At 69.8% G+C, this 12,461-nt stretch carries 13 protein-coding genes; 7 read left to right on the top strand and 6 right to left on the bottom strand.

The window, feature by feature from the left end; genetic code table 11:
• Positions 1-36: 36 nt before the first annotated feature.
• Positions 37-237, top strand: a complete 201-nt coding sequence (locus ACFP1Z_RS22030; protein ID WP_390318613.1) for an Hpt domain-containing protein — start codon at positions 37-39, stop codon at positions 235-237.
• A gap of 99 nt (positions 238-336) precedes the next feature.
• Positions 337-1,143, top strand: coding sequence for a transporter substrate-binding domain-containing protein (locus tag ACFP1Z_RS22025; RefSeq protein WP_390318611.1), 807 nt, complete (start codon positions 337-339; stop codon positions 1,141-1,143).
• A gap of 77 nt (positions 1,144-1,220) precedes the next feature.
• Here ACFP1Z_RS22025 and ACFP1Z_RS22020 read toward each other — a convergent pair whose 3' ends face one another.
• From ACFP1Z_RS22020 to ACFP1Z_RS22000, 5 genes are all read right to left on the bottom strand, one after another.
• Positions 1,221-1,895 (bottom strand): chorismate mutase, encoded by a 675-nt coding sequence (locus ACFP1Z_RS22020; protein ID WP_390318610.1) that lies wholly within the window; start codon positions 1,893-1,895, stop codon positions 1,221-1,223.
• 142 nt (positions 1,896-2,037) lie between these two features.
• Entirely contained in the window at positions 2,038-2,886 is an 849-nt protein-coding gene (locus ACFP1Z_RS22015; RefSeq protein ID WP_390318608.1) for a maleylpyruvate isomerase N-terminal domain-containing protein, read from the bottom strand.
• 43 nt (positions 2,887-2,929) lie between these two features.
• Positions 2,930-4,177: an LmeA family phospholipid-binding protein gene (locus ACFP1Z_RS22010; protein ID WP_390318606.1), complete on the bottom strand. Its 1,248-nt coding sequence runs from the start codon at positions 4,175-4,177 to the stop codon at positions 2,930-2,932.
• 172 nt (positions 4,178-4,349) lie between these two features.
• Positions 4,350-5,708: an erythromycin esterase family protein gene (locus ACFP1Z_RS22005; RefSeq protein ID WP_390318605.1), complete on the bottom strand. Its 1,359-nt coding sequence runs from the start codon at positions 5,706-5,708 to the stop codon at positions 4,350-4,352.
• A 60-nt stretch (positions 5,709-5,768) separates the two neighbouring features.
• The gene (locus ACFP1Z_RS22000; protein ID WP_465269281.1) at positions 5,769-6,485 is read right to left on the bottom strand and encodes a DUF998 domain-containing protein; all 717 of its coding nucleotides are present in this window, start codon (positions 6,483-6,485) and stop codon (positions 5,769-5,771) included.
• Positions 6,486-6,633: 148 nt separating this feature from the next.
• Between ACFP1Z_RS22000 and ACFP1Z_RS21995 the strand changes: the two genes are divergently transcribed.
• The 4 genes from ACFP1Z_RS21995 (at position 6,634) to ACFP1Z_RS21980 (ending at position 10,582) form a co-directional block, all read left to right on the top strand.
• Positions 6,634-7,884, top strand: a complete 1,251-nt coding sequence (locus ACFP1Z_RS21995; protein ID WP_390318601.1) for a heparan-alpha-glucosaminide N-acetyltransferase domain-containing protein — start codon at positions 6,634-6,636, stop codon at positions 7,882-7,884.
• Entirely contained in the window at positions 7,881-8,666 is a 786-nt protein-coding gene (locus tag ACFP1Z_RS21990; protein ID WP_390318599.1) for a trypsin-like serine peptidase, read from the top strand. Before ACFP1Z_RS21995 ends, ACFP1Z_RS21990 begins: the two co-directional genes overlap by 4 nt.
• Positions 8,667-8,821: 155 nt before the next feature.
• Positions 8,822-9,361, top strand: coding sequence for a TIGR00645 family protein (locus tag ACFP1Z_RS21985; protein WP_390318597.1), 540 nt, complete (start codon positions 8,822-8,824; stop codon positions 9,359-9,361).
• Positions 9,362-9,445: 84 nt separating this feature from the next.
• On the top strand, positions 9,446-10,582 hold the full coding sequence (locus ACFP1Z_RS21980; protein ID WP_390318595.1) for an alpha/beta hydrolase: 1,137 nt from the start codon (positions 9,446-9,448) through the stop codon (positions 10,580-10,582).
• 300 nt (positions 10,583-10,882) lie between these two features.
• Here the strand turns inward: ACFP1Z_RS21980 and ACFP1Z_RS21975 are convergent, their stop codons facing one another.
• Entirely contained in the window at positions 10,883-11,011 is a 129-nt protein-coding gene (locus tag ACFP1Z_RS21975; RefSeq protein WP_390318594.1) for a hypothetical protein, read from the bottom strand.
• A 121-nt stretch (positions 11,012-11,132) separates the two neighbouring features.
• Between ACFP1Z_RS21975 and ACFP1Z_RS21970 the strand changes: the two genes are divergently transcribed.
• A complete protein-coding gene (locus ACFP1Z_RS21970) occupies positions 11,133-11,696 on the top strand; it encodes a TetR/AcrR family transcriptional regulator (protein ID WP_390318591.1) in 564 nt (187 codons plus the stop codon).
• Positions 11,697-12,461 lie beyond the last annotated feature (765 nt).

The raw sequence follows: 12,461 nt of genomic DNA, 5'->3' as shown, positions 1-12,461 counted from the left end.
GCCGCCTGGACCGCCGCCGCGCAGGCTTCCGCCTCGGTGGCCGAGATCACCCGCATCGCCCACCAGCTTCACGGCGCGATCGGTTTCACCGGGCTCAGCCCGCTTCACCTGACCACCACCCGCATGCGGTCCTGGCGCGACGAGGACGGCAGCGAACACGCCTGGTTCCGCAGGATCGGACGGCATGTCGTGGAGGGCGGCGGCGACCGGCTGTGGCCGACGGTCACCGGCAGCTGACACGGACCAGCCCGCCCCGCAAGCTGCTACCGTGCCCAACGCCGCCGCTTCCAGCCGACGTTCCCCGATCCGGTCCGGCCCCCGATGAGGTGATCCACCATGCCCAAGCCGCCCGGCCTGCGGAAACCCTTCGCGTCAGCCAAGGCGTGCAGTGCCCTCCTCGCCGCTCTGCTCGCCGGTACGGGCACGGCCCACGCGGATGCCGGTGCGCCGGAGAAGCTCAGGATCTGCACGACCGGTGACTACAAACCGCTGACGTACTTCGACGCGCGCACCGGACAGTACAGCGGCATCGACATCGACATGGCGCACGACCTCGCCGACCGGATCGGCCGCAGCCCGGAATTCGTCCGGACGACCTGGGGCGGCATGATGAACGACCTTGTGGGGCAAGGGAAATGCGACATCGCCATGGGCGGTGTCTCGATCACACCCGACCGGCAGCAGCAGGCGGACTTCACCGAGCCCTACCTCGACGACGGCAAGGTCCCGCTCGTCAGATCCGCCGACGTGGACCGCTACCGGACCCTGGAACAGATCGACCGCGAGAACGTCCGGGTGATCGTCAACCCCGGCGGTACGAACGAGAAGTTCGTCCGGGAGCACCTGCGGAACGCCACGGTCACCGTCTGGAACGACAACACCACCGTCTTCGACGAGATCGTGAACGGCCACGCGGACGTGATGATCACGGACGCGCTGGAGGCAAAATACCAGTCCCGACAGCATCCGGGCCTGGCACCGGTCCACCCCGACGAACCGTTCACACAGGTGCGGAAGGCGTACATGACGCCCAGGAACAGCCCGTTGAAGAAGGACATCGACCGCTGGCTGTCGAAGGCCCTCTCGGACGGCACGTTCCAGCGGTACTACGACAAGTGGATGGGATCCACTGCCGGTTCGTAGGACGCCCCGTCAACTCCCGCCCGTGCGGCGGCGACTCCCCTGGGCACCGGCCCAGGGGAGTCGGCGGTCGCCGGCTGTCAGGCGGGGGAGCACAGGCCCGTCAGAGCACGCCGCAGCCCCTGGGCGTGGAGGGCGTCGAGACGCAGATCGTGGACGGTCGTCCGGTACGCCTTCTCCCGGACGCCCGAGCACTGCGGCGCGCTCAGCAGGGGCTGCGCGCCCTGGATCGCCGTCAGCAGGCCCGCATTGATGCGGTTGATCTCCTCCCGGATCGTGCTGAGGTCCGGCGCGGTGGTGGGGGCCTGGTCGGAGTGCTCGCGCCAGTAGTCGTGCAACTGGTGCTGGACGTACTTGTTGGCCTCCATCTGGTCCTGGAAGACCCGCTCGACCGTGGCCCGGTCGATGCCCAGGCGCTGGGCCTCGGCGTCCATCGCGTCCAGGACCTGCTTCTCACGCTCCGGGTCCTCGATGGGCTTGTCCGAGATCCACTTGGACGCCGCGACCTGGTCGGCGGTCGCGAGCCGCTGGGCGGCCAGCCGGGCCAGCGCTTCGACGTGCTGCTCGGCGGTCCGGTGGCCCGAGTCGGTGGTCTGGGCGGCTGTCGTCGTGTCCGTGCGGTCCGGGGTGACGGCGTGGGCCGGTGCGGCGAGGAAGAGAGAGGCGGCGAGGCCCGCGCCGGCCGCTGCCAGAGTCAGGCCCTGGGCCCGTCGGGGGGTCCGGGTGCACCGGCCGTGGCGGGGGAGAAACGACATGGAAGCCCTTTCGTCAGTGCTGTTCGTGTGCTGCTGCCTCCATCATGGGCGTGCTGTGCGCGCAACGGGAGAGACGAAAGTTGTATCCCAAAGTGGACAACCTCCAGCGGACTCCGAGAACCATCCCGTGCACCCCGCACCGTCACGGGCTCGTGATGAGGCGGGTGAGGCGCGGGGCCAGCCACGGTCTGCGGCCACCGGCCCGCAGCCGGCCGAGGGCGACCGGTCTCCACACGGGCGTACGCCCGAAGGCGACCAGCAGGAACGCGAGGGGCGTCGCCGTGATCCGGCAGTCGTAGGCACGCGGCGGCGCGTCGCGCACGACCGTCACCGTGCCGCCGCCGAAGACCACCGCGAGCCGCGGACCGCCCCTGACGGCGATGTCGTACGCGATGCTCACGTCCCGTGCCCGCGACGCGTCCAGGGCCAGCGGCATCATCGTCGGCATCACCTGCCCCAGCACCAGCCGCGCCTCGTCCGGGGCGATCGCCCACGCCGGCCGGGTACGGCGCGCGATGTCGAGTCCGTGCAGCAGGCTCTCGCTGAGGAGCAGCCCGGTGGCCGTCGCCAGCGTCAGCACCGTCCGCTGCCCGTACCAGGGCGCGGCGACCGGGGTGTCCGGGGCAAGGCCTTCCGTCACCCGCAGGAAGGTCTCGCCCCGCTCGGCGACGAAGTCTCCGAGACGCCGGCGCTCGTCCCTGCCGACGAGGCGCACCGCCTCCGCGTTCAAGGACGCGATCCGCTCCGCCAACGGGCCTTCGTCCGGCGGCAGGATATGCGCCCAGTCCTCGAACCCGCCCGTGACAGCGGAGCAGAACGCGAGGTATACGGCACCGAGATGCGCGGCGACGTCTCCCACCGACCACACCGGCAGCCCCGACGGCGCGTCCTGATCGGGGATGTCGCGCAGCAGCCGCGCCAGGCGCGCGACCGTGACGCGCAGCGTCGCACGGCACCTCGCGTGCTCGGTCACGGGATCGAAGCCGTCCATGGCACACACCTCCTGGCATCCGACGCTCAGTACCGTCGGCAACCTAGTGCGCGGTGGCGTCGACCGGCAGGTCGTCGGCGGTCACGTCCGCCTGCACCCCGTCGTCCCCGACTTTCACGCCGTCGAGTCTCAGGCCCAGCTTCCGGGCCTCGGCGGGCAGCGTGTAGGAGAGCGTGAGCCCGTCGGTGACCGTGGGCGGCCGGAGCCGGGACAGACCGGTGACGACCGCCGGGTCGATGCCGATCTTCTGGAGGAGCCAAGGGTGCCCGGCGACGACGTCGACCAGATTGATGCGGGTCAGGCTCTCGACGAAGCGGGGTGTCCCCGCGATCTCGTGCAGCCGCTCGTCCTCGCGGAGCGCGATCGCGACCTCGTCCGGCGTGACACCCAGCCGGGCGGCGAGGGCTGGGACGGAGAACAGCGCCTTGACGCGTGCGGCGTCGCGGGCGATGCGCTCGGCCGCCTCGCGGTGGAGAGTCAGGCTCTTGCCGTGGTTCCCGTCCGCCTGGACGGGGCGGTAGACCGCGATGCCCGGAAGATCGATGGTCACCGCGTCGAGGCGGGTCGAGAGGGACTGCCCGTCGTCCTGGTGCACGTGTGCGCGGGCACGGATGCGTACCGGCCGGCCGGCGACGGTCAGGTCACCGCGGGCCACGATCGTGTCGTCGCTCTCCCTGCCGAATTTCAGCTGGGATGCGGACAGTTCACGGTTCATGTCGTCAAAGGCGAGCAGAACGCTGCCGTTGAGGCGTCCGACCACCGCGCCGCGTATGTCGCTGGGCAGATCCCCGCGGATCCGTATCCCGTGCGCCTTCGCCTGTACGCGCGCGATCGACACGCGGTCGGCGGCGAGGTGCGGCACGGTGACGTCGACCTCCGTCAGTTCCTTGTCGACGAGTTGGGTGAGGAACGGGAAGCCGCGGATGTCCACTTGGGGCGCCGCTTCGAGATGCAGGGTCTGCTGAAGCTTCTGTTCGGCCTCTTTCTCCGCGTAGAGCGCGGCGCACCGGTCGGCGAGGACGAGCAGGGCGGCGCCGGTCCCGGCGGTGATGAGCAGCTTCAGGGGAAGGTGCCGGTGACGCGGGCGACGCCGTGCCCGGCGCCTGCGCCTGCGCGGTGCGGCGCGGCGGTGGTCGGGCGGTGACCACGGCTCGTCCTCCACTTCGCCCGCCGGGCGCTGTAACGCCGAGTCGAGCGGGTGCGGGGGGCACGGCTCGTACTCGTCGTCCAGTGACGCGAGTTCGTCATAGGGGTTGGCGGGGAGGACGGGTATGCGGGTGGGGGTTCGCATCGCCCTATCCCACCACGAGGCCCAGCATCGAACGCAAGGCCTACCGGCAGTATGGCGAGATGACGGGGGGCCGTCCGTTCGGCCCGCTACGGCGGACTCGGGGCATCCCTGGCCGAAACGGCCGTCGTCGCCGAGGAGACGGCGCTGCGCGGGGACCCGGACAGCGCCCGCGTCAACACGACGACGGCAGCGGAACGGACGCGTGCACGTGGTGGAGGTGGACGAGGACGTCGAAGGCGCGGCCCAGTGCCAGCGGTGGTGCCGGCAGGTTCGGGTACCGCCCGGGGATGACGAACGTCGGACGGGCCGTGTCCAGCCAGTCGCGCGCGACCGGATCACGGCCCACCGCACGCAGGTCGACGTAGTAGTCGCGGTAGCGGACCTTGCCGAGGGTGTGCTCGTTGCTGCCCGGTGCGGCGGGTCCGACGGAGAACACCCCCGCGGCACTCTCCGACGTCCGGGCGCGGTAGTCGCCTTCGTAGAGGGAGGTGCCCACGGCCAGGTACTCGCCGCCGATGAGCTCACGCAGCACCGCGCCCGTGGTGACGGGATAGTAGGCGGGCATCACGGTTTCGTACGAGACGTGGCCGTCGTGCGCCGAGACGACGACACGGTCGCCCGTCCGGCGCTGCCACCACACGGCGATCTCCGCCATGGTCCGGTCACGGTGGCGGCCCATGGCGCCCGCCTGGGCCGGGTCGTCGATGTCGAAGGTGTACGACGTGGCCAACTGGGAGATGATCCAGGCTTCCTGGAGCACCCAGGGATCCTGCTCACCGGCCCGGGCGAGCAGCCGGTAGGCGGCTTCCGCGTCCTCCGCCATGGTCCTGCGCTCGGCGAACGGCAGGGCGTTGTGCGCGGCCATGCGTGTGGCGACGCCACCGGGCAGGGCCCGAAGTGCCGCGTAGCGGCGGCGCAGTTCGGGCACCAGGGAGGGCTCGTGGGCGGCTGCCCAGGTGAGGATGCGCTCGTACTGTTCCGGACCGGCGTCGGAGAAGTCCATGCCCACGACGTGGACCTTGTGCGCCCCGGCGCGGTTGTACTCCCTCATCCAGCGGAACATCCGCAGGAGTTCCTCGGTGTTCAACAGGCTGTACCCGTCCTGGAACTCCTCGCGCATGATCTGCTGCGGGTCGCCCTCACCGGTCAGGACATAGGAGTTCAGCCGGGCCGCCGCCGACCAGCTCATCTCCGTGGCGAGAGCGGAGAATCCCTCCCGCTCGACCAGGTACCGGAACAACCGGTCCTTCACGGCGAAGACTTCCTTCGAACCGTGCGAGGCCTCACCGAGGCCGACGACCGTGGCGCCGCGGGCCATCGAGGCGAACGCGGCCAGGTCGGCCGTGGATCCGCCGGGTTCCGTGCTGCGCAGCGGGTGGGCGTGCCGCTGGAGTTCGCGTACCACCGCGTGGTCCGGGGCGGCGGGGGAGGGGGACGAACCGGCCGCGGCGGAGGCGGCCGGGGCCGGGAGCGCCGCCAGAGCGAGCGTCAGGGCGACCAGGGAACGACGGCGTAACGTCACATGTTTCATACGGGTGTTATACCTGGCGCCGTCAGCGCCTCCCGGGGCGGCCAGTGGCGGAGGGTGAACTCACCGCGCCGTCGCACGGCGCACCGCGAGGCCGGCGGCAACCAGCCAGCAGGTGGCCAACCCGACCTGCGCGCGTTGCGGCACACCGTGACCGTACGCGAAAGGAACCAGGACCAGCGTCGCCACGGTCGCCACGATGAGCCCGCCGACCAGCCACCGCCCGACCGGGCCGGTCAACGGGCTCAACCGCCGTTTCCCGCGCACCGCGACGGACAGTGTCACAGCCGCTGTGCACAGTCCCGTTCCGGCGAGGGCGCTGGTTCCCGTATGGATCTGATGCCCCAGCGACACGCGGCCCGCGTCCTCCGCGACCCGGCACTCCGTGCTCTGGGAGACGGCACAGTCCAGCGGGAAGAGAAGGACGTCGGCCGCCGTGCTGATACCGAAGACCGCCAGCCCGAGCCATCCGGTGGTCGCCCAGTGGTCCCGGGGCGGCCGCAGGGCCAGCATGACGGCTGCCGCAGCGGTCGCCAGTACGCCGGCCACGGCGTCCGCGCCACCGAACAGCCACCGGTACGGCTGGTCACGTGCCGAAAGCTCGCTCACGAAGGCATGGGAGTAGGACAGTCCCGTGTCCAGGAAGTACTCCAGGATCCACGCGCTGTAGGCCACCGCCGAACCGATCAGCAGGAGTGCGACAGCGGCCCCTCCGCGCGCACGCGCCCGAGCGCTGCGCGATGAGCGAGGTCCACGGATCGGACGTGCTGTCACAGCCATGCAGGTTCTCCGTTCGCATCCGGTCCGCGCGGGGCTGCCCCGGTCATGACTCAGCCGCGGACCGCCCCGCCAAGGTAACCCAGGAGGGATGGGGCAACCTTGTCCGTAATTTTGCCGTCTGTAGAGAAAAGGATGGGAGCTCTGAGATATGAGGGACCTGCGAGAGAGCAGGCTGGTGGGGCTGGACGCGGTCCGCGGCCTGGCGATCCTCGGGATGTTCGCCGTCCACGTCGGGCCCGCGCCGTACCGGGACGGACCCGGGTATGTGCTCGTGGCCGCCGACGGCCGCGCGCCCGCCGTCTTCACCCTCGTCGCCGGCTTCTCGCTCGCGCTGGCCCGGGGCGGCACGACGCCCCGGCCCGGCCCGCCGCCCCGGACGACAATCGTGCGGTGCGCGGTCCTGGCACTGCTGGGGCTGGCGCTGGCCTCCCTGCAGACAGGCATCCTCGTCATCCTGGCCTTCTACGCCGCGTACTTCCTGGCCTGCGAGCCCTTCACCCGGCTGCGTACCCCCGTACTGGCCGCGGTCGCCGCCGGAAGCGCCGTCCTGGGCCCGCTCGCCTCCTATGTCCTCGGCCCGCCGCTCGGCGTACGGGCCCAGGGGCGCGGCGGGACACCTTCGCTGAGCGATCTCACCACCTGGGAGGGGGCGGGCCGGGCCCTCACCGACCTGCTGGTCACCGGGGCCTACCCCCTGCTGACCTATCTGCCGTACCTGCTCATCGGGCTCGTACTCGGCCGGGTCGCCGATCCACGGCGTCCGGGCACGGCACGGCGGATGGCGGGCTGGGGAACGGCGGCCGCCGTCGCCGGATACGGGGGCGCCTGGCTGGCCACGGAACGGCTCGGCGGGCGCGAGAGGCTGCTCGCCGCGATCGCCGAACACCACCCCGGTGCCTCGGCGGCGGCCGACCCCGTACGGGCAGTGCTCGCGCGGCAGTTCGGCGCGATACCCAGCACCTCCTGGGACTGGCTGCTGATCGCCGAGCCCTACAGCCAGACCCCGCTGGAGACCCTGGGCAACGCGGGAGTGGGAGGCGCGCTGATCGGACTGGCCATGGCGTTCACGAACCCGCGCGTGCTGCGCCTGCTGCGCCCGCTGGCCGTCGTCGGCGCGATGTCGCTGAGCGTGTACGTCGTCCACGCCCTGGCCCTGGCATGGCCCGCGTACGGCGCCCGGTCCTGGCAGGCGCTGGGCTGGTTCAGCGCCGCCGCGCTGGCCGGTGCCTGTGCCTGGCGGTACGCCTGGCGCGGCTCGCCGCTGCGGCACGGACCGCTGGAGTGGGCGCTGCGCTCGGCGGCCGGCCGGCACCGGCCGGCGTCGGCTCCACCGTCGTCGTCCGCGCCCGCTCCGCCGACGCCTTCCGCCGTCGGCCGTACGCCCGAGCGGGACCGATGACGCCACGGCTGCGGCGCGGACACGCCGTCCTTGCCGTGGGCACGGCGCTGGCCCTCGGCGCGTGCGCCCAGCCGGCCACGCCACGGGCCGCGCCCTTCGACGGAGTCCCGTACGTCGGCGTGCTCCTCGACGACGAAGGAGAACACTGGTGCACGGCGAGCGTCGTGGACAGCCCGAACGGCAATGTCCTCGCCACCGCCGCGCACTGTGTCTTCCCTCTCGTCGGCGACCCGAAGGACGGCGAACAAACCGGTCCCTCCGAGGTGGGGCTGGAGTTCGCACCGGGATTCTCCGGCACTGCCAGCGGGAGGTCTCCGTACGGGAAATGGAAGGTCCGCGGCATCCACATCGACGACCGCTGGAAGGACGAGGAGGACGACGGAGCCGACTACGCCTTCCTGACCGTCGAGCCGGACGAGCGCGGCCGCAGTGTCCAGGAGGCAGTCGGTGCCACGATCCCCGACTGGTCCTCCGGATTCTCCCGGGACGTCACCGTCATCGGCTATCCCGACTCCGACCACAACCCCCGCGACCGGCCGGTCTCCTGCACCACGCGCACCCGGCGCGACGACGAAATGCCGGGGATGATGCGCATGGAATGCGCCGGCTTCTGGGGCGGCACGAGCGGCAGTCCGTGGCTGGCCGACCACGCCGGCCCGGAACACCCCGGGAGACTCATCGGCGTACTCAGCGGCGGGAACACCGACAGCGAGTCCACCGCAGCCCTCTTCGACACACGGGCACGCGCACTGTACGAGAAGGCCGCGCGGGAGCCGGGGTGACCGTCATGGACGTACCTGCTCGCAGCCGCTCAGTCCCCCTGTCAGAAAACCCGTGAAGAAAGCAGTACATGCGTCACTCCGAATCCCCCACAGTCCCGAAGCCCCGAGCAGACCGGGGGCCCCGGCCGGAAATCGGTCACCGGATCGGTTACATCATGTTTGTCAGCCGGTGGCTGCAAGTACCGCTGTACGCGGGCCTGATCGTCGCGCAGCTGGTCTACGTCTGGGTCTTCCTCGCCGAGTTGTTCCACCTGGTCGGTGACACCCTCGCGGGAAACGGCAAGGCGAACGAGACGACGACCATGCTTGCCGTCCTCGGGCTCGTCGACGTGGTGATGGTCGCCAACCTTCTCATCATGGTGATCGTGGGCGGCTACGAGACCTTCGTCGCCCGGATGAATCTGAAGGGCCACCCCGACGAGCCGGAGTGGCTGAGCCACGTCAACGCCAATGTCCTGAAAGTCAAGTTGGCCACCGCCATCGTCGGCATCTCCTCCATCCACTTGCTGAAGGCCTTCATCGGCATCAGCGAACCGGGTTGGCAGTGGCAGCAGACCATGTGGCAGGTCATCGTGCACATGGTCTTCATCGCCTCCGCCATCGCCCTGGCACTGATCGACAAACTGATGCCGGGGCACGCCCCCGACAAGGGCGCAGAACCGCACCGTCCTGACGAGACGGCTCCCATTTCCTGACGGGCAATCAGAATCCCCGAATCCCGAAGCGTTCCACCGACAGACTCCCTGCCCCATCGAGCAGCGCAATCCGGAGCAAGGCACATGACGCAGCCCCCACCGCAGTACGACCGCCAGAACCAGCGCAGCGACGCCCAGGACTACAGCGAGCCCCGGGTCTACCGCGTGAACCGGCAGCAGAAACAGCGACAGCGCAGGCGGCTCGCCATCGTCAGCTCGGTCGCCGCGCTCGCGCTCGCCGCCGGCGGCATCACTGCCTGGCAGCTCGACTTCTTCTCCGACAACGGCGAGCCGGTCACCTACGCCGACGCCGGCGACACCGCGCGCCCCGGGGCCGGACCGGAGCAGAAGACCGGCACCGACCCCAACGTGCAGCTCCCCACCGGGCCCCTCGCCGCATTCAAGAGGACCGCCCGCCTGGACGACGGCACCGAGATCAGCAAGACCACACTCGCGGGCCCGAAGTCCGGGTTCACGGGCGACGTATGGGTCTGGACGCCCAAGGAGTACAAGGACCCCGCGTACGCCAAGAGCGCTTTCCCCGTCCTCATCGCACTGCCTGGCGGCAGCGGCTATCCCACCAACTACTGGATGGGCACCGACCTCGGCCTGCAGAAGGCCGTCAGCGAGGGAGCGTCGGCAGGCAAGAACCACCCCTTCATCGTGGTCATGCCCGTGCTCAACCCGGACAAGGGCGCCTACCACGACGGCAGCGACATACCGGGACGGCCGAAGATGGGCACCTGGATGGCCGACGACGTCCCCGACCTCGTCCGGCAGAACTTCCGCACGTACAAGTCACGCGACGGCTGGGCGTTCATGGGCTCCTCCACCGGCGCCTTCGTGGGCCTGAAACAAGTCATGAAGCACCCCGACCGCTTCAAAGCGGTGATCGCCAGCGGCGGCATGACCAAACCGGACTCACAGCTGTGGCAGGGGCACCAGAAGGAGATGGACGAGAACAACCCGGAGAAGCTCGCAGAGCAACTCATCGCCCGGCGCGGACCGGACGTCCACCTCAACTTCCAGATCGGCACCAAGGAAGACCCGGGCAATCTGAAGGAGTTCATCCAGAAGTACGGCAAGGGCCCGATCAAAACCACCCTGCGCACCATCGACAACGGAGGCCACAACGGCCGCGACTACGTCCGCGGAATGCGCGAGGGATCCCTGGAATGGATCAGCAAGGCACTGCTGGGACCCAAGCCCTCCTCCTCATGAACGGCGGTTCCCCGAGCGGCGCCTGCGGACGCATGCGACCCCCTCACCGTGGGCCGGCAGATCGAGGATGCGCTCGGGGAACACAGAGGCACGGCACGGGATGTGGCGCCGGTCCGGGTGCATCCGCACGAGCAGGTCAGTCGGCCGGACGTCGCGCCGAGCATCACGGGAAAGCCGTCCGGACCGGCGCCGGGGCTGCGGAAGCACCACACGTCCTCCACCCGGAACCGGGGGCGAGTTCGTGGATCCGCTACGGCCGCGAGGTGTGGGCGGTGCCAGGGAGCCTCATCGTGGTCGTTCCTACCGGGACTGGAGGTAGTGGACCTGCCGGGGCTTGCACTCCCGCTTGTCGAAGACGGTGATCGGGGCAACCTGTTCCTGGATGGCGGCGAACGCCGCGTCCAGGGTGTCCTGGGACTCGAACTCCACGGTGGAGACCACAGCGTCGCCCTCAGGCGTGACCCAAGGACGGGCCGACAGACATCCCGGCTGGGAGCGTTGCTGTATACGGTGGCGTATAGCGGGCGTGGGACGCGAGAGGAGACATACCGTGGGCGCGAAGCGCACACCGCGCGAGGCCTGGGTCGAAGAGGGGCTGCGGGCGCTCGCCTCCGGAGGCGTGGGTTCCGTACGGGTCGAGGTCCTCGCCAAGACACTCGGGGTCACCAGGGGCGGGTTCTACGGGTATTTTGCCGACCGCAACGCGCTGTTGGAGGCGATGCTGGACGCGTGGGAGCGGGAGAGCATCGACGAGGTCCTCGAACGGGTCAAGCAGCTCGATGGCGACCCGCGCGAGAAGATCCGGCTGGCCGGTCAACTGACCCTGTCCGTCGACCGCTTGCTGCCGATCGACCTCGCGATCCGCGACTGGGCCCGGCGTGACGCAGCTGCTGCCGCGTGCCTGCGCCGGGTGGACAACGAGCGCATGGCTCTGCTGCGCGAGATGATCGGCACTTTCTGCGACGACTCCGACGAGATCGAGGCCCGCAGCCTACTCGCCTTCAGCCTGGCCATCGGCAGCCACTTCCTCGCTGCCGAGCACCCCGGCCACACCCACACCGAGGTCCGCGCCATGGCAGCCGACATCCTGCTCAACCGTCCCCATATGCGCTGACCGTCCCGCTCCTACGGCAGGTGGAGGCTGTCCCAGACCCCGGCCTCGTCCCAGTCCCGCAGCCGGCGCCAGCAGGTCATGCAGGAGCCGAATAGCTCCTCTTAAAGGGTTGCCGGTCCCCGCCCGTGCCCCTCTCTTTTTGCAGGTCTGTCTTTCCTTGAAAAGGAAGTCGGTATCAGAACTTCCCGTCACTTTTCTTCCTCCTGCAGTCTTGTGACGGGCCATCGCATGTGCCCACTGGTTGTGTGTCGGTGCTGGGCGGCTGGAGCGCAGCGGAAGCCACCTGTCCAGAAGAGCAACGGGCACTTCAGGTCTACTTTTCCGCGTAGTTGACTCAACATCAGTGGAGTCAACAGGGGGTGGTGAGCGTAGCGAGCCGCTCCGCTCACGCGGAGCGTGAGTGATGCAAGCCCGCTACGCGGACTCCTTCAGTCCTGTGTCGCGCTGCGCGCGACAACTCCCTGCGCAGCAGGGAGTGTTACTGCTTTCTAGAGCCCGCTGCGCGGGCTCTAGAACTCCTTGTAAGCGTAGCGAGCCCTCCCCGCGCAGCGGGGAGGAAAGAAGCGCGCGAAGCGAGCGGTTTCCTTGCTCTCCGCTGCGCAGCAGCGGAGAGCAAGGAAAGCAGCGGAGTATTTTTGCGAGCGGAGCGAGCTCCCCCGCGTAGCGGGGGAGAAAAGCAGTGAGCGAAGCGAGCTGCTTCGCGCGTAGCGCGAAGGCTCCTGCGAGCGAAGCGAGCAGCTTCGCTGCTCCGCGCTTCGCGCGGAG

The organism is Streptomyces gamaensis, from assembly GCF_042656465.1.
GTDB classification, from domain to species: Bacteria; Actinomycetota; Actinomycetes; order Streptomycetales; family Streptomycetaceae; genus Streptomyces; species Streptomyces gamaensis.
The sequence above is the reverse complement of the archived record's forward strand: the minus strand, read 5'-3'. Positions and strand labels throughout refer to the sequence as shown.